Here is a 21,519-nt window from a genome sequence, read left to right as displayed (position 1 = left end):
CAGAGAAATTAACTATTTAATACCGATTTGGTTTTGGGTTTCATACTATTAGGTCGTGCATTCCGTTAAGCTAATTTGTACCTGTATGTCCGCTTTATTATTGATGAATTAAAAATTAGGCTTTCCAGCCATTTAATTCTTGTTACTATCATTTTTTGAGAATAAATCGGTTAATCGGAGGTTGTTGAGATGGAACATAAAGTTAAAGGCAGTTGTTTGTGTGGAGAGGTGAAAACGACAGTGACTGGACCATTTGCTCGTTTTTATCAGTGTTATTGTGATCGTTGCCAGAAAAAAACAGGCTCTGCATTTGCGTCTCTTATTTTTACTACGCCAGACAAAATCGAGTGGCATTCAGGAAAAGAGCTCACACAACGTTATGATTTACCCCACGCAGTACGTTTTAGTAATTGTTTTTGTACTAAGTGTGGTTCTCAAGTGCCATACGAAAGCAGAGACGGAACCGCGTTGGTTATCCCTGCTGGCTATTTGGACGGCGACCCTGATATACGTCCCTCCGCTAATATCTTCTGGGATGAAAAACCTTGTTGGTTTGAAGCTGGGCAAACAGCAGATAGGTTCAAAACATACCCAGAGTAACAGGCCTATTTTTACAGCATTTAGATTCAACAGTCCGTAAGGATTCAGTAAATTAAATTTTGCTGAGTTCTAAATGTTCGACTAAATCCACTTTAGTTGAGTTTGAGAACTTGACTGCGAAACTGTTGCTTCCACTTTTCTTTGGCGGCGCTTAATAATGTATCGTTTACTTCTTGGCCATTGGCCATTTCTAACGCAATCTGTTGGATGATTTTATTTCTATTCTTAATTAGAAGGTCTACTTTGGGATAAAGATTTTGGGCTTCAGGGTATCTTTCTTTAATTAGCGTAATATCTTCTATGGCATAGTAGGCTTGTTGTATTTCTTCATTGAATAATTGACGTTTTGCTTGAAAAACTAAGAAGTTTTTTGCTAGGTCTGATTGTATATATTGGATGTCTTGTAATGGAAGTTGTGCCGCTTCAGCTACTTCTACAGCTTTATATATCCATTTATTGATATCACTTTGCTTGTTGTTTGCTACAGCATTTTTAATGCCCGCTACAAAGTCAGTTGCGGTTAATATGTCATGCCTACTAATGACAGGAGATTGAACGACTGAGACCGGCTCGACTGTTTTATTCGATTCCTGAGCAAACCAAATTACTCCAACTAAGGCCGTTATTAAGGTAATGGATAATAAAACTTTCATTATTAACTTCTAATCCCAAATTTTGATTGCAGGAGAGTATCTATGTCGAGGCTTTTCGTCAAATTCATAACTGCATAGCTGCCAAAAATTTCCAATTATGGGGGATGTAAAGTAGTCGATTATTCTTTAGCCATAGAAATATTTCTCCAATACCCTATTTATACTTGCATTCGTTCACCATATCCGTATAATACGGCGGCCTTTTATCTGGCTATTTTAGTCAGAATTTAAGGTAAATTAAGTTAACGTTAACGCTACAACGAGTTTGAGGCATTTATGGTTACTATTCGTTTACAGCGTGGTGGCGCTAAAAAGCGTCCATTTTATCAAGTAGTGGTTGCAGACAGTCGTCGTTCACGCGATGGCCGTTTTATTGAAAACATTGGTTTTTTCAATCCAACAGCACAAGGCCAAGAAGAGCGTTTACGCTTAGATCTTGACCGTGTTGAGCATTGGGTTGGGGTAGGCGCAAGCTTATCTGACCGTGTTGCTACTTTGGTAAAAGATGCACAAAAAGCAGCTGCTTAATTGCAGATGTTTAAAGGGTTTGAGGAATGAGTCTTGTGTCTGACACATTAGTGATTGGCAAAATCGGTGCACCTTATGGTGTTAAAGGTTGGGTTAAAATCACCTCGTATACCCATGATTTAGACGGCGTGTTTGCTTACACTCCTTGGCTATTGGGTCAAGTGCAAGAAAGCAACGAGTATGTCGTAGACCAGTGGCGAACCCACAATAAAGGTTTAGTTGCCAAATTGGTTGGGGTAGAAACTAGAGATGATGCTGAAAGTATCAAAAATCTTGAAATTTCTATTAAAGCAGAGATGTTACCTCAATTAGATGACAACGAAGTTTATTGGCGTGAATTAGTCGGCATGCAAGTGGTAACTGATAAAGGTTATAACTTGGGTGTAATTAAAGAATTATTCGAAACCGGTGCTAATGACGTTATGTTAGTCAAAGCCAATTTGAATGATGCTTTTGGTCAAAAAGAACGCATGGTTCCTTATTTGTTAGATCAAGTGATTAAACAAGTGGACCGGCAGGCGAAAATAGTCACAGTAGATTGGGATCCTGCATTTTAATGCAAGAACCTAGTCAGGAACCGAATCGATGGTTTGGTGTAGTAAGTTTGTTTCCAGAAATGTTTCAAACTTTTACCCAGCAGGGAGTAATAGGGCGAGCCGTTAAAAACGGTATGTTGCAAGTAGAGTGTTTTAATCCAAGAGACTTTACTCACGACAAACATCGCACTGTTGATGACCGACCATACGGTGGTGGACCTGGCATGCTGATGATGGTTCAGCCATTAAAAGACGCTATTCTGGCTGCTAAACAAGCAGCAGGAAGAAAAACAAAAGTGATTTACCTTTCTCCACAAGGGAAGAAGTTAGATCATGCAGGGGTTAAACAACTTTCTGAAAATGAAAGTTTGATTTTAGTTGCTGGTCGATACGAGGGTATTGACGAACGGGTAATACAAACACACGTTGACGAGGAATGGTCAATTGGTGATTACGTGTTAAGTGGTGGCGAATTACCTGCAATGATCTTAATGGATGCAGTTTCAAGGTTTGTACCCGGTGTATTAGGCCATGAACAATCTGCTGAACAAGACTCTTTTAGTCATGGTTTATTAGATTGTCCACACTATACTCGGCCAGAAAACTTGGACGGACAACTTGTTCCTAAAGTGTTGTTGAGTGGTGATCACAAAAAAATCAGGCAGTGGCGTTTACAACAGTCGTTAGGTAGAACCTGGCAACGACGCCCTGAATTATTAAACGATCTAGCTCTGACTGAGGAGCAGCAAGCACTATTAGAGTTATATCTAAAAGACTTGCCGCAGCATGATGACAGTTAATCTAGAATGAGAGGATATGATGAGAAAAGTAAATCAAGATATCATCAAAAAAATTGAAGATGCACAGTTAAAAACTGATGTCCCAGCATTCGGTGCCGGTGATACAGTAGTTGTGCAAGTACGCGTTAAAGAAGGCGAAAAAGAACGTCTTCAGGCCTACGAAGGCGTAGTAATCGCTAAACGTAACCGTGGCCTACACTCTGCTTTTACAGTTCGTAAGATTTCTAACGGCGAAGGTGTTGAGCGTATATTCCAAACACACAGCCCGGCAATCAGTTCTATTGAAGTGAAACGTCGTGGTGCAGTTCGTCGTGCTAAACTTTATTACTTGCGTGAACGCTCTGGTCGTTCTGCACGTATTAAAGAGAAGCTAGGTTAATTTAATTTTTGCGTTACCGTTAACTTAATAAGAAAACCCGCCTTTTGGCGGGTTTTTGCTTTTAGGGAGGACAAAATTGGTATTAGTTGTCCTGACTATTGACCAGTGCTTGATGCGCATCAACTAGTTTCTTGGTGTAAGGATCATTTGGCCAGTTAAAGATGACATCTGTTTTGCCCGATTCAATGACGTTTCCCTCTTGCATTACAATCACTTTGTCGGATATGTGGCGAACAATTCCTAAATTGTGAGATATAAAAATAAACCCTAAACCGAGCTCTCTTTGTAATCGCATTAATAGGTTCACTGTTTGAGAACGTACAGAGGGGTCAAGCGCTGCAAAAGGCTCATCCGCTACAATAATCTTTGGGTTTAAAATTAGTGCTCGTGCCAATGCAACCCTTTGCCTTTGTCCGTCAGATAACATATGCCTATAAAAAAACTTATGCTCATCCATTAAACCCACTTGTCTAAGAGTTTCTTCTATTTTTTGCGTTCGTTCTAATTGAGATAACTGAGTGTTGAGGCGCAAAGGCTCTTCTAAAATTGAACCTAGGGTTAATCCAGGATTTAAAGATTCATTACTGTTTTGAAAAATCATTCGTATATCGTGACATTTTTGTTTTAAGGCCGATTTACAGATATCACGGCCTCTTAGCAATATATTGCCTGATGAGGGGGGTTCTAGACCGACTAAAATCTTGGCTAACAGTGATTTCCCTGAACCATTTTCACCCACAATAGCTAAGGTTTCGCCAGATTTTAGATTAAAGTTAACTGGGCCCAAGTTGAATGTTATGTCGTCTTTTTTAAACAGGTTTTTATTTTTTTCTTGGAAGCATAGATTATGAACATTAATTAAATCCATTATTTTCCCTCCCAATGCAACGGGAAATGGCAGCTGTAATAATGACTGTGGATTTTGCGCACTGCAGGTGTTGTCACACACTCTTTTCTGGCTCTTGGGCACCTTGGCCCAAAACGGCAACCAATAGGCAAGTGATGAAGGGTAGGGATGGTTCCTGGTAAAGACGTTAAGTTAGATTTAGGTGGTAAATCTTTTCTAAAACTTGGAGCACTATCCAATAATGCTTGTGTGTATGGATGAAATGCTCTTTTTCTGAGCCTTCTCAACTCACCTGTTTCAACTGTTTGGCCGCAATATAGTACTGTCATAAAATGTCCCATACTAGAAATGGCTAGAAGATCGTGACTAACAAACAATATACTGGTGCTTCTTACTTGATTTACACGGCTCAATAATTTTAATACTTGAGTCTTAGAGTTGACTTCCATACCCCTTGTGGGGTCGTCTGCTATGATGAGTTTTGGCTCTGAGGCCAGCGCCATCGCGATCATAAATTTTTGTAAAACATCATTGGTGATTTGGTGAGGAAAACTGCTTAAACATAATTCATGATTTTTAATACCCACACGGTGTAACAAATCAATCGCCATTTTGTGTTTTTGCTTTTTCTTTTTCCACAACCAGCCTTGAGAGTTGCTTTCTTCAGGCAATACTTCTTTTAGTTGCTTTCCTAATGGAAGAATGGGGTCCAAAGAATCTATTGGATTCTGAAAAATAACGGATATTTCGCTTCTTATAACTTTTCTTCTATCTACAACTGACATGGCTAACATATCTTGACTACGCCAAGTCATTCTATCTGCTGTGATACGCCAGTGTTTGCCTGGTAGAGCCCCCACAATTGCTTTTACAATTAAACTTTTACCTGATCCTGATTCACCTACTAGTGTGTGAATTTCGCCTTCATGAATGACAAGGTTGATTTTATCTAGGGTTTTAACCCATTTCCCTGATAACTCTATTTCTAACGTAAGGTTCTTAATATCTAACAGAATCATTAGTGTAATAACCTGTTTCTTAAGGCTGAACGTAATCCATCACCGACTAAATTGATAGAAATCATCATTAAGAATATGGTACCGCCGGGGATAGCTATAGCCCAAGGTGCGATATAAGCAACTTCAATTCCTTCTGACAACATGCTGCCAAGCTCAGGCATAGGCCCTTGTGCCCCCAGGTTTAGGAAACCCAAGGCACTAATATCGAGTACTGAAATGGATAGAGCTAAGGTAGCTTGTACCACTAAAGCTTCTCCCATATTTGGTACGATTGACCTGAAAAATATTTGAATATTGTTGGCACCGTCTAACTTAGCTGCAAGCACATATTCCTTTTTCATTTCTTTACTTACAAACTCTCTAGTTTGATGAACAAATTGAGGTATTAAGGCCAACATTATTGCCCACATGCTATTGACCAAACCTATGCCTAAGATTGCAACGATAATTATGGCTATTAGTAATGTAGGAATTGCTTTTATCGAATCTAGAACATGATTAACAAAACTCGATCTAAAACCTTCACTCATGCCAGCAATGGCACCTAGTCCAACACCTACCAGCATGGCAAGCATAACCAATATCACACTGATGCCAAAAGTCATTCTACAACCGTAAAGCATGCGAGATAACATATCTCTGCCTAATGCATCTGTACCTAATAAGTGACTTATGCCTCCATTACCATACCAAGCGGGGGGAATTAATAAATCACCAACTGTTTGTTCTGTGGGCTCAAAAGGGGCCAGTAATGGGCAAAATATAGTGATCACGACAAAAAATAGAAGGCAATATAAACCTACAACTGCTACATGGTTTTCTTTAAACTCAAGCCAAGTAAATTGCAGGGGAGAAGGGTGGTATTCTTCCTGATATAAACTAAATCGCTGCACGTTTAAGCCTTCTACGTTTGGGATCCATTAGACGAATCGTTAAGTCAATAGACATAGTAAAAATTACAACTAGCGCTGATACAGCCAACATACCCGCTCTAATAGCCGGATAATCCTGATGATAGATGGCTTGAATTAACCAATTACCTATTCCTGGCCAGGAAAAGATAGTTTCTACTATCATCGCGTTGGTTAATAAAGTTGTAAATTGCATGGCCAAAAGTGGAAATATCGGCATAAGTGCATTGCGAATCCCATGTTGAACTAATACTTGCCTACCAGATAGACCTCGAGCATAAGCTGCGTGAATAAATTCAGTGTTCATGGTTTCAATAACAGAACGCCTGGTGATCCTTATGATGAGTGTTGTCGTCACAAGAGCAATAGAAAAGGTTGGGAGAATTGAATGACGAATAACGTTGTTAATTGCAGCTTCTTTATTGTCTATATCAGATAAAAATATATCTAACATGATAAACCCAGTAATGTCGGGTATTTCATAATAAAGACTAATACGACCAGATAAAGGGAACCAACCAAGTTGAAGAGAAAATATCAGGATAACCAGCAATGCTAACCAAAATACAGGTATGGAGTATCCTAAAACGCTTATCGATAATAAAGAGTAGTCGGTTAATTTATGGTGCTTCATTGCAGCTAAAAAACCTAGTGGAATACCTACAAATATTGATATAAACAATGCGTAAGCGCTCAACTCAATACTGGCAGGTAACACATTGGTTATTTCATCGTATAGTGGCAGGCCTGAGTTAAAACTCACGCCCCAATTACCGTCAAATAAAGAACCCATATAATGCCAATATTGCACCAGCAAGCTTTCACCTGAGCTATAATTAAATTCAGTATTTTCTATTTGTGAAATATTTTCTAACCTTATGCCAGTAAGGTTTTCAATAGGGTGGCCTGGAAATAGATAAGCCAGAGAAAATGAAAAGAAACTCAATATTAATAAAGTAACGACCATTAGGTTTATGTATCTAAGAATGACATTTCCCATTAGTGTTTTTTTACTCCACCAAATTTGATCCCGCCATAGGGGTTTATCACTAATCCTTTTAACCTGTTACGGTAAGCCTGATATTGTGAAACATGGGCTATGGGAACTATCGGCATTTTATCTGCAATTAATTCATTTGCTTTGCTATAGAAATACATGCGTTCACCAATTTCTTCGTATTGTAACGCTTCATTAATAATCTGGTCATATTCTTTGGAGCACCACATGGCCCTATTTGTTCCTGATTTTATTGACTCACAAGATAACAATGGTCGATAAAAGTTATCTGGATCACCATTGTCAGCCGACCAACCAATTAACACTGAGTCATGTAATCCTTGAGTTAAATAACTTCTGAATGTAGACCAGTCATAACTAACAATATTTACTTCAATGCCCACTTGAACTAAATAGGCTTTCATTAGTTCAGCCATTTTTAAAGCATTAGGATTGTAAGGCCGTTCAATCGGCATTGCCCAAATTGTCATGCTAAACCCATCTTCGATACCTTGTTCTCTTAATAATTTTTTGGCTGCGATAGGGTTATAACTGACATTTTTTATATCCGATTGATATGCCCAAGAAGTGGGTGGGACTATATTGCGCGCTGGTATCGCACTGTCAAAATATATGGCCTCCAGTAACGCACTTCTATCTATGGCCATAGCCAGTGCTTTTCTTACTTCAGGATTATCAAAAGGGGCTTTTGATGTGTTGAATGCCCAAAACCCAACGTTTAAACCTGGCATTTCGTTTAGCACTAAAGATTGCTGTTGACGAATAACTTCTAATTCACTGTGAGCAGGAAGCGCAATGACATCGCATTCTGCAGTTAACAGCTTGGCCAGCCTTAATGAACTAGAAGACGTGATGTCAAAAATCAGCTTGTTAGCTAACTCTGTTTCTCGCCAATAAGCAGGGTGTTGTTGATAACGAATGTAACGATCTGGATAGTAGTCTACTAATTGATATGGTCCTGTGCCAACGGGTTGTATATCAATCATTTCCATTTGATTACGTGAAATCAACTTATCGGCGTATTCTGCGGAAAGAATAATGGCAAAGTCTGTGGCTAAGTTCGCTAAAAAGGAGCTTTCTCTTTTATGTAATGTGATTTCTATTCTATAACCATTTATTCTCTTTATGTCTTTTATTAAACGGTTTAGTCCTAGGCTATCTGTGTAGGGATAATTTCCACCAGATACGTTGTGGTATGAATGTGAATCTAGTCTCCAACGATTAAAGCTAAATAACACGTCTTCTGCGTTAAAGGTTCGGGTTGGCCTGAATGTTTTAGTCGTGTGAAAGTGAACATCTTTTCGAAGTTGAAAAGTATATTTTTTGCCATCTTTACTAATTAACCAACTTGTCGCTAATGCAGGTGCAATATCTCCAGAAATTGGATCGAAGTCTAATAAACGATCATATAATTGGTGAGAAGATGCATCAACAGTTGTACCGGAAGTATCGAGTTGAGGATTAAAGCTACTAGGGCTGCCCTCTGAGCAATAAATTATACCATCTGGTTCGTTGTCAGAATCAATGAGCCTTTCACATCCAATTAGACTGAAATACAGTATTCCTAAAGATATCAATTTCATAAATGATGCATTGTTTAGATACTGCCAAAGTTTTATCACTGTAAACTGCTAATCCATATTTTCATTGGTTTGTTCTAGCAGGTTATATTTTTTTAAATAACCTCGTAACTGATGATATGTCAAACCAAGTTTTTCGGCAGTCTTTTTTTGATTAAATTGACTGTCTGCTAATGCTTGGTTGATTAAATTAATTTCATAATCTTGTGATAACTCTTTTAGATCAACTGGGAACTCTATGTCAGTATTCTCTGGCACATCATTAGTGATTGCAGTGAGTTTGGTTGGAGGCGCATCGTCTGAAGGTCTCGTTAATGTATTTTCTGGAGTCGGTTCAGACTGAGTTATTCTGTCTTGTGTCTTAATTCTACCTTTAGGACGGTAGATTGATTCAAATGGGTCCAGTATAATTTGATGTACAGGCAAATTGGGGTTGTTGCTTCTATATACCGCTCGCTCAATAACATTTTTTAGCTCCCGTATATTACCCGGCCATTCATAATCTAATAACGTTCTGCGCGCTTTTTCAGTAAATCCACTGAATAATTCCATATCCAGTTCTCGAGCCATATTTATCGCAAAGTTTTCAGCTAACATCATAATATCTTCTTTGCGTTCTCTTAAAGGCGGCAGCGTGATAACGTCGAAAGCTAACCTGTCTAATAAATCCGCTCTAAATTCACCCGATTCAGCTAAAGAGGGTAAATCTTCATTTGTAGCTGCGACTATTCTTACGTCTACTTTAACACTTCGAGAGCCACCTACTCGTTCGAATTCACCATATTCTATTACTCTAAGTAGTTTCTCTTGAATCATTCCTGAGGTGTTAGCAAGTTCATCTAAAAACAAGGTGCCATTATTTGCTGTTTCAAAACGACCCTCTCGTCGTTTTGAAGCGCCAGTAAAAGCACCTGCCTCATAACCAAATAATTCACTTTCTAACAAACTTTCGTTGAGGGCTGCACAATTTAGCTTTAAATAAGTTTGTTCCCAACGTTTAGACAAAAAGTGTAAACGAGCGGCGACTAACTCTTTACCCGTGCCTCTTTCTCCAATGATTAATACCGGTTTGTTGAGTGGAGCTATTTGCGAAATCTGCTCTAACACTTCTAAAAAGTTATTAGACTGACCTAATAAATTATCTTGTTGTTGAAAGCGGCTCATCAATATCCTTAAAAATTGGTCTAAACGACTAATATCTAGTCTAGTTACTAATTATTGTAGATCTCACTAATGCCTGTGTAAATTAATATTTGTTTAAAATCAGTAATTTAGTGAAAATTAATTTTTGGCCTAGTAATTGAATACTATTAAAGTAAGAAAACATTAAGGTTAAGTAATTGTATTTAACCAATATTTCAATAAAGAGGTAAAAACTATGGGTATCTTCTCTCGTTTCACAGACATAGTGAACTCAAATATTAACGCCATTTTAGATAAGGCCGAAGATCCAGAAAAAATGGTGAGGTTAATTATCCAGGAAATGGAAGACACCTTGGTTGAAGTTCGTTCTGCTTCAGCAAAAACGATTGCTAGTAAGAAAGACATTTCTTCGCAAATATTAAAGATGCAAAACGAAGCTAAAGATTGGAAAACTAAAGCTGAATTAGCAATTAGTAAAGACCGTGAAGACTTAGCACGTGCTGCATTACAAGAGAAAAAGAAGTGTGATGAACATACCACTAATCTAAATGCTGAGTTAAAAGTAGTTGATGACCAAATTAGCAAACTACAAAATGAAGTAGGTCAATTACAGGATAAATTAGCCGATGCGAAAACTCGTCAGAAAGCTATAATTTTAAGGCAGAAGACAGTTAGTTCTAGATTGGAAGTAAAGAAAACCTTAGACAGTGGTAAGGTTGATGCAGCAATGGGCCGATTCGAGCAGTACGAGCGTAAGATTGATGATCTTGAGTCACAAGTAGACGCTTATGATCTAGGTAAAAAGACCTTAGCTGATGAATTTGCTGAGTTAGAATCAGATGATGAAATCGATGACGAATTAGCTGCGCTTAAGAAAAAAATGCAGTCTAAATCAAGTAAGAAATAACTTAGCTGCAAAATAAGGAGATATATCGTGGAAGATGTAGTTGGAATTATCGTTGCTCCCATCATTATATTTATGATTTTTGTAGCACCAATATGGTTGATTTTGCACTATAGAAGTAAGAAGCAGATGAGTCAGGGATTGTCTGAGGACGAATATACTACTTTGCAAGATCTAGCAAATAGAGCGGAAAAAATGGCGGATCGCATTCATACATTAGAATCAATACTGGATGCAGAGGCCCCGCAATGGAGAAGTAAGGTATGAAAACACGCAAAACCTTATACCGAGACCCAAGTAAAGCCAAAATCGCTGGAGTATGTGCTGGAATAGCTGAATATTTTGGAATGGAAACTTGGTTAGTCAGAATATTAGTGGTTTCTGGATTCTTTTTACTAGCTGGGCCATTTATGTTTTTTGGTTATATTGCAGCTTGGTTTATTTTGGAAAAGAAGCCGAGAAATATAACGACTCAAGCACATGGCCAAGCTTTTGGTGGTCAAACTAGTCAAGAGAAACATGCCGGTAAAGGATGGCACAATGTTTCAGAAGAAGAAGCTGAAAAAGTTGTGGTTAAATCTAAAGTTTGGCAAGCGGGTGAACCACCTAAACAAGCGTTTTCTGATATCAAACAACAATTTGAAAAAAATGAAGAAAGACTTAGAAACGTAGAAACTTATGTCACTTCATCTGAGTTTCAACTCAACCAAGAAATTAATCGTCTATAACTATTTGAGAGGGTAATTAAGATTTAACCCTCTCAATTTTCTCAAGATATTATATTAAAAGGTTTTATGCCAAGTTCCTTCTTTCAGCATCCTAATATATTACGTACCAAACAGCATTTAAAACATACTGCTGAACGACTAATCGACCAGCATGTTAGTCTGGCGGTAACGGGCTTAAGTGGCAGTGGTAAAACGGCCTTCATCACCTCTTTGGTTAATCAATTAATTGAAGCTAATGAACAAGCTAATTTGCCATTTTTTTCTGTTGTGTCTGAACAACGCTTGATTGGTGTAAAACGTGATATTCAACCTGATGTGACTTTTAATCGCTTTGCTTATGAAGATGCAATGAATAATTTACATCAGGAAACTCCTATATGGCCTCAATCAACATCTGGTATTTCTCAAATTCGCTTGAAAATTAAGTTTAGAAAAGCACAGGGATTGAGCCAATATATCACTGAGGACAGCACATTAACGTTAGACATAACTGATTACCCTGGTGAATGGTTACTAGATTTGCCGTTATTGAAAATGAATTATGTTGAATGGCTTAAACAGGCTGACCTTGAATTAAATGATTCGAAGCGAAACGAACTAGCAGCTGAATACATTTTGGCTGTTTCTGCAATTGATTTTACGCAGAAAGCTGATGAATTGGTCATTCAAAATGTCGCTAATTTGTATAAAAAGTATTTATTAGACTGCCAGTCACAAGGATATCAATTGTTGCAACCTGGCCGTTTTATTTTGCCCGGAGACTTAGCTGATGCGCCAGTATTACAGTTTTTTCCAATTCCTAAGGCAATCATTACTAGTCAAAATATTGATCTTGATAACCCGGTTAAAGACAGCTTTTTAGATTTATTGATAACACGGTTTGGCCACTATAAAAGTGAAGTGGTTCAACCTTTTTATCAACATCACTTTAAAGGTTTCGATCGTCAGGTCATTTTGGTGGATTGTTTATCTGCGTTAAATCGTGGTTACGATAGCTTTCATGACCTTCAAAAAGCCTTGGATTGGTTGATGGGAAGTTTCGAGTATGGGTCTTCGAATATATTGCGTCGTTTATTTAAGCCAAAAATCGATAAGTTAGTATTTGCCGCGAGTAAAGCAGATCATATTACACCTGATCAACAAGTTAACTTAGTAAAATTATTAGACTCAATGTTGCATCAGGCTAGAAAACAAATTCAGTTTGACGGCGTTATTACTGAATCAACTACCATTTCCGCTATTCGAGCGTCTCAAGCAGGTGTCAGTCAATTAAATGGTGAGGAGATATCTGTATTAAAAGGGAAAGACACCCAAGGCCAGGAAATTATCTTGTTTCCAGGTGAAGTTCCTAACACATGTCCTCCAAGAAGTTTTTGGGATAAACAAGGCTTTGAATTTCCAAAATTTTCACCTCCTATTTTAGGCAGCTCGCATAATCTTCCACATATTCGGCTGGATCAATTATTAGACTTTTTAATTGGAGATAAAATGTTATGAGTGATAATACTCCAAATGAAGAAGATAAAAGCCAATTTGACTTCAATTTAAAATCGGCTCAATTCATAGCGACAAATACCAGTGATAGGGATACGGTCACCGAGTTAAAACCTGTCATTCGTGATGTAGAATTTAATGAACAGCTTGTAGATGACTCACTTGAATTTAACAACGACGAACAATTACTTGAACCAGAAGTCACTAAGCCGAAGACATCTTCAAAAAAATGGTTTGTGTTATTAGCTCTTTTCGTGGTGTTAGCTTCTGCTGCTGAGCTTGTTTTCTTTGTGGTGCAAATGATAGAGCGTAGCGATTGGTTAGCAGGTGTATGGCTTTTAATTGTTTCAGTGGTTTGTGTGTTAATGATTCGGTGTTTGTGGAATGAATTCAGAGGGCTTAGGTTACTTAAAAAGCAACAACACAACAGGGAAACATCTTTAAACATATATAATTCTCCTGCTATTGGTTTGGCTGAGCAGCATTGCTTGAAGTTAGCTGAGGAATTTCCACAAACATATCAAAAGCTCGTCAGTAAATGGCAAGCAAACGTGCAACCAAGTCATACAGACAATGAAGTTGTTTCATTATTTGAACGACAAGTTTTGGTACCCATTGATAAATTAGCGGTAAAGACTATTACTCAAAATTCATCCGCAGCGGGAGTCATGATTGCTGTTAGTCCTTTTGCTCTTTTGGATATGTTTATTGTGCTGTGGCGTAATGTACGAATGGTAAATCAAGTGAGTCGAATTTACGGTATTAATTTAGGTTATTGGGGACGAGTCCAACTGATTAAGAATATATTTAAAAATATGGTTTACGCAGGCGCGGCAGAAATTCTCTCTGATGCTGGTAATTATGCGTTGGGAGCGGGTGTAACAGGTAAGTTATCAACTAGAGTTGCACAAGGGTTAGGCGCTAGTGTGCTGACCACTCGAGTTGGACTAAAAGCTATGGCTGAATGCCGACCTTTTCCCTGTCTATCAGTAAGTAAGCCTAATTTAACCGTTTTAAGTAAACAATTGTTCGAAGACCTTAAAACTAAAATATCCTAGTGTCGTTTAATCCTTGTTTTCTTTATTTCATCTGTAATAAAATCTTTACAGTATTGAACACAAGGTTAACTGATGAGATTGGAAGTTAGTTGTAAGGATAGATTGGGTATTACTCAAGATGTATTAGATATTTTACTCGAATATGAGATTGATTTACGGGGTATTGAAATCGATGAAGCGGGTAAAATTTTCCTAAACTTTCCAAATATCGAATTTGAAAACTTTCAACACCTAATGCCTAAACTACGTTTACTAAATGGAATAGTAGACGTGAAAACCACTCCGTTTATGCCAACAGAGCGTGAACAATATCAATTACAAGCTCTACTCAAAACATTACCAGATCCAGTGTTCTCAGTTGATACTAAGGGAAAAATTATTTTAGTTAATGATTTGGTATTGAGTTATTTAAGTATGACGAAGGATCAAGTTATTGGCACCAGTATTACTGAAATCTTGAAAGGTTTTAATGTATACGATTGGTTAGAGAATAAACCTTCAAAATCAAATGCTCAACGAGTTAGATTTTTAGAGCAAGATTATTTGTTAGATATGTTGCCTGTAAAAGTACCTAATGCCGATGGTACTGATGTATTTGCTGGGGCTGTTTTTATACTCAAATCAGAATTTAGACTAGGCCAACAATTATCAGTTTTTCATCAATCTAATAGTGATAGTTTTAGTTCTATTCAAGCAATGAGTAAACCAATGAAACTGGTTGTTAAAGAAGCTAAACGTATGGCTGAATTAGATAATCCAATGTTAATTTTTGGAGAAACTGGCACAGGTAAAAAGGCACTTGCTAATGCTTGCCAAAAGGCAAGTAGACGGAACGAAAAGGGTTATGCAAAATTAAATTGCCTGGGGTTAACTGATGAGGAAGTTGAAGATAAATTATTCGGTTCAATTCTTAAACTCGATTTAGCAAGTGACAAAAGCTGTGCGAATGGCGGTACTTTATTGATCGAAGAAGTAGGGGAGTTGTCGTTAATGATGCAAGCCAAACTCTTGGGGTTTATTAAAAATAACGACAATGTAAACGTTCGACTCATTGCCACTTCACAAAAAGACTTAGGGGCAATGATGGAACAAGGGACGTTTAGAAACGATCTGTATGTTTATTTAAGTGATTTAAGTTTAGTCATTCCTCCATTACGTGAGCGTAAAGCTGATATCCCCGTTTTAATTGAAAGATTTATTCAACAATATAGCGTTCAGTTGGGGCGTAGAACCCCAAAAGTTGCAGATAGTTGTTATGACTTTTTACAATCATACCCTTGGCCAGGAAATGTTAAACAATGTAAAAACGCTATACATAAGGCACTAGCTTTACTAGATGGAGATGAGTTAGATAATGTTCATATTCAGTTACCTAACTCAGCCCAAACCAATAGTTTTATTTGTGACGAATTTGAAGGCAGTTTAGACGACGAAGTAAAACGATTTGAAAAAGATATTTTAGCTCGTCTTTACCCTAGTTATCCAAGCAGTAGACAATTAGCTAGAAAACTGGGTTTAAGCCATACAGCCATTGCTAATAAACTCAGGGATTATGGTATTAATAAAAAGGTACCTTCCGCTTAGTTATATCCAGTGGGTAACGCTTTATTGGAAAACCTTAACTAAATGTTTTTAATGGGTAACTCTGTAGTGTTTTTTACCTGTTTTAAAGCAAAGGTTGAACTTAGATGATCGACCAAAGGTAAGTTGGTTAGTTTGGTTTTCAATATAAATTCATATTCCTCAATACTTTCTACAATGACTTTAAGTAAATAATCTTTGTCACCACTTGTTGTGTGGCATTCGACTATTTCTTCAATGTTTTGCACCGCTTTTTCAAAGTCATTTAACGATTCGCCATCGTGGTTTTTTAAAGAAACATATATAAAAACAGATACACCTAAATTGAGCTTTTTATTATCGAGTAATGTGACTTTTTGTAATATGACTTTTTCTGCCTCTAAACGTTTTACGCGTCTCCAGCATGGGGTGTGAGAAAGTCCTATCTTTTGACTGAGCTCCGCCATAGAAACCGTTGCATCTTTTTGCATTACGCGCAATATTTCACGATCAAACTTGTCTAGTTTCATAATGGTCTTAAGTTAAAGTAAAATTGATGTAGATAGCATGAATATATTTTTAAAATATTACAATATATTTTAGGATAAATATCCTAATTAATAGGCGATTACGTGTTTATCCTGGTCTTATAGTGTATTGGCGTTAGCTTTTTATGAGGAGCATTTCATTTTTGTCTGGTCAGTTAAGGGTAAATCGAAAAATGACTAAATTTATTCACAAATTAAGTTGCATAACGCCCTGGGTTTATTCATAATGCGCCCGCTTTTGAAAGTCCTGTGACAGGAATTATTAGAAGCTTTTCAATGGTGGCCTTTCGGTCCCCTCGCAATGATACTTTGTGAACTCGGTCAGGCCTGGAAGGGAGCAGCCGCAGCAAACGACTCATGTGCCGAGGTGTGGCTGGGAGGACACCACCAATTTCCCTTATTTCTTATTTTTACTTTCTTCTTTAGGTGTGTTTTCTAAGAAGTGTATTCCTTTATCTACTGCATTAATTGTATTCATTAGCATTTGTTGGCGTTCACTTGCTGGTAAGTAAAAAGACATGTCTACTTCAAATCGAATATATCGAGGTGGAATTTGATTTAATGCTAAGCAGCATAAATCAGCTAGATAATCTTCATCCTTTGTTTTATTTAATCCTAAACTCTCAATCCGATCTAAGACTAAATGTTCATAGTAATTATGGATGTCGTCATCTAGTTTCATGGTATTTCTCCTAATTTATTAAATAAATAAAGTAACTGGTAAGATCCATTGTTTGAATACATTAAAGATTATTTCCTTATTGAAAACAAACAATTTATCTAATTGTTTAATGTACGCCTGCTGCCCTAAATTGTTATATCTCATAATTTAATCGTTTAAAAATTTAACCAAAGTGTCTCAACTGGTTGACCTAATGGTCTTGTTACGTATATCATCTGGTCGGAGGTTCACTACCTCATACACTAAAAATCGTTCAAACGATTAATAAATACACATTAATATTGTGGTCCAGGGAGACATACATGTTTACATTTAAGAAAAGTGCTGCTGCATTGGCGGTAGCTACTTGTTTGGGGGCGTTTCAGCCAGCCTTAGCAAGCAACACCAATGGTTACATTACGGGTAACTCAGTTACCACTTCTGGTCAAGAACTTTCAAATGTTGCGATTTCAGTTGAAAATCTTGAGACAGGATTGAAGCGTTCTGTTGTTTCAAGTGCTGATGGTTCTTTCCGCTTCCCGTTGTTACCACCTGGTGTTTATAAGTTGGTTGCAGAAAAAGATGGTTTTACCTCAACTATAGAAGAACGCATTAATGTTGGTATCAGTGGTAAGGTTAACTTAAACCTAGCATTAGCCGACTCAAGTGTTGAGCGTATTGAAGTATTGGGTTCTGCCATTGCTTTAGTTGATGTGACCAGTTCAAATACAGGTATTGTTGTTGATACAGTTACCCTTGAAAAAATTCCTGTACCACGTGATTTAACCAGTGTTGCGTTGTTAGCACCTGGTACAACTAAAGGTGATTCTGACTTCGGAAACGTGCCGTCAATTGGTGGTGCGTCTGCTGCAGAAAATGCTTATTATATTAATGGTCTAAACATTACTAACTTCCGTACAGGTGTGGGTTCAAGCCAACCTCCTTTTGAAATGTACGAATCTTTTGAAGTTAAAACAGGCGGATATTCAGCAGAGTATGGTCGTGTTACCGGTGGTGTTATCAACGTTAAAACCAAAAGTGGTACTAACGATTTCAAATGGGGTATAAACGCCAACTTTGAACCTGATGCATTACGTGAAGACAAACCAACAATGACTCGTGATGACGGTAGTTATCGTATCGATAACACGGGCGATGAAAACACCTACTGGGACGTAAACTTGTGGGCCAGCGGTGCAATTATTCAAGATACGCTTTTCTTCTATGCCTTGTATAACCCTCGTTCAGATGTGTTTGATTATAATGGTAGTCAAAATGGTACTGGTGCAACCCAAACTCAAAGTATTTATAAAGATGAAGATACTGACGCGTTTTGGGCGGCTAAAGTTGATTGGTATATCAATGATTCAAACATCTTAGAAATCACAGCGTTTTCTGATAAAAGTAATACAGATACCTACAGAACTGATACTACTGGTGGAATCGGCGGCGAACCAGCAGCTGGTTTTGAAGAAGAAGGCGGTGAAAACGTCATCGTTAAATATACCAGTGTAATTTCTGATGACTTCTCAATATCAGCTATGTACGGTGTTAACAAAGCAGACAGAACTGTTGCCAGTGCCTTAGATGTTAACCCTGTTATTTATAGACGTTTTGACAGTAATGGTTCATTTGTACCTGGTGGAAGTTTCTCAAACTTCTTAGTTGATGTGGGTGATGATAAACGTGAAGTGTTCCGTATCGATGCTGATTGGTACATAGGTGACCACGAAATTCGTTTTGGTGTGGATTCAGAAACACTAACAGCTGACTCAGCAACTATTAACTCTGGTGGTGCTTACTACTTACTTTATATGGATGATTCTGATCCAGCAAATCCAACACCTTATCAAGTACGTCGTCGTACTTATTCTTCTGGTGGTGAATTTGAATCTAAAAACTTTGCTTATTATATTCAAGATCAGTGGCAAGCTACTGACAACTTAATCATTAATGCAGGTATTCGTAACGATAGTTTTGAAAACCTTAACGGAGCGGGTGAATCTTTTGTTGATTTATCTAACCAGTGGGCATTAAGATTGGGTGGTGTTTATGACATCAATGGTGACGGCGAGTCTAAGTTATGGGCTAGTTATGGACGTTATTATTTGCCGGTTGCTGCGAATACAAACATTCGTTTGTCAGGTGCTGAAACCTATATCCAAGACTTTAGAGCATTTGAAGGGTTTGCTGATGCAGCACTTGAAATTCCAAACTTTAATGACGGTGGCACACCGACTCAAACCCAACAAGTGTTTTCTAACGGCGATGTGCCTGACGCTGGCGCAATCGTAGATGCTACACTTGATCCAATGTTTTCTGATGAATACATATTAGGTTACCAATTCCAGTTGAATGATGACTGGGCTATGGCTGTTGCAGGTACCTATCGTGAACTTTCGACAACTATTGAAGATGTAGCAATCGATTATGGCTTTAATAAATATGTAGAGCGTGAGTTTGGTTCTTCATGTACTGAGTGTAGTGGTTTCCATTATTATGTATTAACTAACCCTAATACAGACTTAACAGTAACTACAGACCCAGATGGTGACGGTCCTTTAGCTAATCAGGCGTATACTATTCCTGCTGCGGATTTAAACTATCCTGATTCTGTCCGTAAGTTTGCATCGATTGACTTCTCTTTCGACAGAGCTTGGGACGGCGTTTGGATGTTGAATGCTACTTACACTTGGTCGCATAGTTGGGGTAACAACGAAGGTTATATTCGTTCAGATAACGGTCAAGATGATGCTGGTTTAACCACCTTATTTGACCAACCTGGTTTATTGGATGGTGCATACGGTAACCTTCCAAATGACAGACGTCATTCATTGAAATTATTTGGTTCTTACCAAGTAACTGAAAACCTTATTTTAGGTATGAATACGTCTTGGCAGTCAGGTCGTCCTAAGAACGCATTTGGTTATCACCCAACAGATGTATTTGCTCAAGCTTATGATTCAGAGTCACTTTATGCTAACGGTGAGCTAGTTCCTAGAGGATCTTTAGGTACCACTAGTAGTGTGTTAAGCATTGACTTAACTGCTAGTTATAATGTTGATTTAAGTGAAGATTATGACTTAACGTTACGCGCTGATGTGTTTAACGTCTTAAACAGTGATACGGTTACTGAAGTGTATGAAATTCATGACAGTGAAACTGGTTTTGTTGGAGTTGGGCAGCAGGAAACTCATCCTGACTTCGGTCAAGCAACAAACTGGCAAACACCTCGTTATGTACGTTTAAGTGCATCACTAAGATTCTAATTTTAATTAGTTGATTATTAAAAGCCCTGTTCTTGCAGGGCTTTTTTATTACAGTAAACAAAACATGATGTTTAATTTAGGAATGTTATTGTCGAATGATTGATGTGAGAAATAACCTTAAAAATTTGGTCGATGCTGTGAAGTTGGGTGATACAACTATGACTCGAGAGCATTTGAAAATCATACTCTCTAACGAGCCTAAACTTGGCGGTAGTTGGTTAGGCGTCGCTAGAATGGCTTTGCTGTCTGGTGAAGTTAACTATGCTCGCAAAGCTTTACACAGATACAAGTTAGATGTGCCAAAGTTTCAAGCTGAAACATTACCCTCCGTAGCGATGCTAATAGAGTCTGGAGATATTCAACTAGCCTATAGTCAAGTGGTTGAATTATTAGCTATAGAGAACAAACGGCCCGAAGTTAACCATTTTGCCAGTAGTTTGGCATTGCAATTAGGCAAAAAAGAAGAAGCAGTAAAGCAGGCGGAACTTGTTTTAAATAAGTGGCCTAATTCTGGTGAAGCTTGGTTGATATTAGTCAATGCATTACCTAAATCGCCTGATACTCAGGTTTTATCTCGTATGTTATTAGCTGAAGAAAGTATAAAAGCATCCAAAAATCAAATGTCTAAGGCTTCGTTTTATTGTGCTTTAAGTAAAGCTCATTCCGATGCAGGAGATGATGAAGCCGCTTTTAGAAGTGCGGAACTTGCAAACCAATACCAAAGTGAAATAAGTCAGTTTAACTTCGACGTCGAAACTCAACTAGTACAAAACATTAGGTCATCTTCTGTTTTAGTGAAAGAGTGCCAGAGTACACCGGTCAAAGCTGATTCAAATAATCCAATTTTTGTTTTAGGCCTTCCTAGAAGTGGTACTACTTTATTAGAGCAATTGTTATGTGGGCACAGCCAGGTCATTAACGGTGGAGAGTTTAACGGGATGGAAAGGGCGGTAAGGTGTTTAACTAAAGGACAACCCTATGGTAGCCATTCTCAACATTTTGACCCTAACTTAATCAACAAATATAAAGATCAGATTAGACAAAATTATTTGACCTATATTCACCAAAAATTTGGTCAAGATGGAATTGTGGTAGATAAAAGCCTAAATAATAATCGATATTTAGGATTGATTAAAACTGTCTTTCCAGAGTCACCAGTGATCTTAATAAATAGGGGCGCTACGGATACTGCTTGGTCTTGTTTTAGAACACATTTTAGTAGTGGTTTAAACTGGAGCTTGTCGTTAACAAATATTGCAAAGTATTTTGTTTTAGAAGAAGGC

At 37.8% G+C, this 21,519-nt stretch carries 22 protein-coding genes and 1 other RNA gene; 14 read left to right on the top strand and 9 right to left on the bottom strand.

All coding sequences use genetic code 11. The annotated features are described in order from the left end of the window. Positions 1–189 precede the first annotated feature (189 nt). Positions 190–600, top strand: a complete 411-nt coding sequence (locus ACSHXM_RS10805) for a GFA family protein (RefSeq protein WP_435688774.1) — start codon at positions 190–192, stop codon at positions 598–600. A 92-nt stretch (positions 601–692) separates the two neighbouring features. Here ACSHXM_RS10805 and ACSHXM_RS10800 read toward each other — a convergent pair whose 3' ends face one another. Next, positions 693–1,253, bottom strand: coding sequence for a hypothetical protein (locus ACSHXM_RS10800; RefSeq protein WP_435688773.1), 561 nt, complete (start codon positions 1,251–1,253; stop codon positions 693–695). 276 nt (positions 1,254–1,529) lie between these two features. Here ACSHXM_RS10800 and rpsP point away from each other — a divergent pair, with 276 nt between their 5' ends. Genes rpsP through rplS form a run of 4 tightly spaced genes read left to right on the top strand, consistent with a single transcriptional unit; the run spans position 1,530 to position 3,496 of the window. Next, a complete protein-coding gene (gene rpsP, locus ACSHXM_RS10795) occupies positions 1,530–1,781 on the top strand; it encodes a 30S ribosomal protein S16 (RefSeq protein WP_435688772.1) in 252 nt (83 codons plus the stop codon). A 26-nt stretch (positions 1,782–1,807) separates the two neighbouring features. Further along, positions 1,808–2,338 (top strand): ribosome maturation factor RimM, encoded by a 531-nt coding sequence (gene rimM, locus ACSHXM_RS10790; RefSeq protein ID WP_435688771.1) that lies wholly within the window; start codon positions 1,808–1,810, stop codon positions 2,336–2,338. Next, a complete protein-coding gene (gene trmD, locus ACSHXM_RS10785) occupies positions 2,338–3,117 on the top strand; it encodes a tRNA (guanosine(37)-N1)-methyltransferase TrmD (RefSeq protein WP_435688770.1) in 780 nt (259 codons plus the stop codon). Before rimM ends, trmD begins: the two co-directional genes overlap by 1 nt. Before the next feature lie 19 nt (positions 3,118–3,136). After that, positions 3,137–3,496 (top strand): 50S ribosomal protein L19, encoded by a 360-nt coding sequence (gene rplS / locus ACSHXM_RS10780; protein ID WP_435688784.1) that lies wholly within the window; start codon positions 3,137–3,139, stop codon positions 3,494–3,496. Between the two features lie 82 nt (positions 3,497–3,578). Here rplS and ACSHXM_RS10775 read toward each other — a convergent pair whose 3' ends face one another. Genes ACSHXM_RS10775 through pspF form a run of 6 tightly spaced genes read right to left on the bottom strand, consistent with a single transcriptional unit; the run spans position 3,579 to position 10,035 of the window. Beyond that, entirely contained in the window at positions 3,579–4,364 is a 786-nt protein-coding gene (locus ACSHXM_RS10775; RefSeq protein WP_435688769.1) for an ATP-binding cassette domain-containing protein, read from the bottom strand. Next, positions 4,364–5,362: an oligopeptide/dipeptide ABC transporter ATP-binding protein gene (locus tag ACSHXM_RS10770; RefSeq protein ID WP_435688768.1), complete on the bottom strand. Its 999-nt coding sequence runs from the start codon at positions 5,360–5,362 to the stop codon at positions 4,364–4,366. Before ACSHXM_RS10770 ends, ACSHXM_RS10775 begins: the two co-directional genes overlap by 1 nt. After that, entirely contained in the window at positions 5,362–6,255 is an 894-nt protein-coding gene (locus ACSHXM_RS10765; RefSeq protein ID WP_435688767.1) for an ABC transporter permease subunit, read from the bottom strand. The genes ACSHXM_RS10770 and ACSHXM_RS10765 overlap by 1 nt, the downstream gene beginning before the upstream one ends. Next, on the bottom strand, positions 6,242–7,273 hold the full coding sequence (locus tag ACSHXM_RS10760) for an ABC transporter permease (RefSeq protein ID WP_435688766.1): 1,032 nt from the start codon (positions 7,271–7,273) through the stop codon (positions 6,242–6,244). Before ACSHXM_RS10760 ends, ACSHXM_RS10765 begins: the two co-directional genes overlap by 14 nt. Next, on the bottom strand, positions 7,273–8,874 hold the full coding sequence (locus ACSHXM_RS10755; protein WP_435688765.1) for an ABC transporter substrate-binding protein: 1,602 nt from the start codon (positions 8,872–8,874) through the stop codon (positions 7,273–7,275). The genes ACSHXM_RS10760 and ACSHXM_RS10755 overlap by 1 nt, the downstream gene beginning before the upstream one ends. Before the next feature lie 48 nt (positions 8,875–8,922). Then, the gene (gene pspF, locus ACSHXM_RS10750) at positions 8,923–10,035 is read right to left on the bottom strand and encodes a phage shock protein operon transcriptional activator (protein ID WP_435688764.1); all 1,113 of its coding nucleotides are present in this window, start codon (positions 10,033–10,035) and stop codon (positions 8,923–8,925) included. A gap of 214 nt (positions 10,036–10,249) precedes the next feature. Here pspF and pspA point away from each other — a divergent pair, with 214 nt between their 5' ends. From pspA to ACSHXM_RS10720, 6 genes are all read left to right on the top strand, one after another. Then, positions 10,250–10,921: a phage shock protein PspA gene (gene pspA / locus ACSHXM_RS10745; protein WP_435688763.1), complete on the top strand. Its 672-nt coding sequence runs from the start codon at positions 10,250–10,252 to the stop codon at positions 10,919–10,921. Between the two features lie 27 nt (positions 10,922–10,948). Next, positions 10,949–11,185 carry an envelope stress response membrane protein PspB gene (gene pspB / locus ACSHXM_RS10740; protein WP_435688762.1) on the top strand — a complete coding sequence of 79 codons (237 nt, stop codon included), beginning with the start codon at positions 10,949–10,951 and terminating at the stop codon, positions 11,183–11,185. Then, positions 11,182–11,646, top strand: a complete 465-nt coding sequence (pspC, locus tag ACSHXM_RS10735; protein WP_435688761.1) for an envelope stress response membrane protein PspC — start codon at positions 11,182–11,184, stop codon at positions 11,644–11,646. Before pspB ends, pspC begins: the two co-directional genes overlap by 4 nt. A gap of 66 nt (positions 11,647–11,712) precedes the next feature. Further along, positions 11,713–13,143, top strand: a complete 1,431-nt coding sequence (locus ACSHXM_RS10730) for a YcjX family protein (RefSeq protein ID WP_435688760.1) — start codon at positions 11,713–11,715, stop codon at positions 13,141–13,143. Further along, positions 13,140–14,198, top strand: coding sequence for a YcjF family protein (locus ACSHXM_RS10725; RefSeq protein WP_435688759.1), 1,059 nt, complete (start codon positions 13,140–13,142; stop codon positions 14,196–14,198). Before ACSHXM_RS10730 ends, ACSHXM_RS10725 begins: the two co-directional genes overlap by 4 nt. A 72-nt stretch (positions 14,199–14,270) precedes the next feature. Next, on the top strand, positions 14,271–15,782 hold the full coding sequence (locus ACSHXM_RS10720; RefSeq protein WP_435688758.1) for a sigma-54-dependent transcriptional regulator: 1,512 nt from the start codon (positions 14,271–14,273) through the stop codon (positions 15,780–15,782). A gap of 38 nt (positions 15,783–15,820) precedes the next feature. Here the strand turns inward: ACSHXM_RS10720 and ACSHXM_RS10715 are convergent, their stop codons facing one another. Further along, complete coding sequence (locus tag ACSHXM_RS10715) at positions 15,821–16,288, bottom strand: Lrp/AsnC family transcriptional regulator (protein WP_435688757.1); 468 nt, start codon at positions 16,286–16,288, stop codon at positions 15,821–15,823. Positions 16,289–16,591: 303 nt separating this feature from the next. Here ACSHXM_RS10715 and ffs point away from each other — a divergent pair. Next, an RNA gene (ffs, locus tag ACSHXM_RS10710) (signal recognition particle sRNA small type) lies at positions 16,592–16,688 on the top strand. A gap of 15 nt (positions 16,689–16,703) precedes the next feature. On the opposite strand, the gene ACSHXM_RS10705 is transcribed toward ffs, so the two are convergent. Next, a complete protein-coding gene (locus ACSHXM_RS10705; RefSeq protein WP_435688756.1) occupies positions 16,704–16,988 on the bottom strand; it encodes a late competence development ComFB family protein in 285 nt (94 codons plus the stop codon). A gap of 302 nt (positions 16,989–17,290) precedes the next feature. Between ACSHXM_RS10705 and ACSHXM_RS10700 the strand changes: the two genes are divergently transcribed. Together ACSHXM_RS10700 and ACSHXM_RS10695 are read left to right on the top strand one after the other, a co-directional pair. Beyond that, positions 17,291–20,236 (top strand): TonB-dependent receptor, encoded by a 2,946-nt coding sequence (locus tag ACSHXM_RS10700; RefSeq protein ID WP_435688755.1) that lies wholly within the window; start codon positions 17,291–17,293, stop codon positions 20,234–20,236. Positions 20,237–20,331: 95 nt separating this feature from the next. Further along, a partial coding sequence (locus tag ACSHXM_RS10695) for a sulfotransferase (RefSeq protein WP_435688754.1) occupies positions 20,332–21,519 on the top strand: 1,188 nt, incomplete at its 3' end.

Source organism: Paraglaciecola sp., assembly GCF_051252315.1.
Lineage (GTDB): Bacteria > Pseudomonadota > Gammaproteobacteria > Enterobacterales > Alteromonadaceae > Paraglaciecola.
This window is presented reverse-complemented; position numbering and strand designations above follow the sequence as displayed.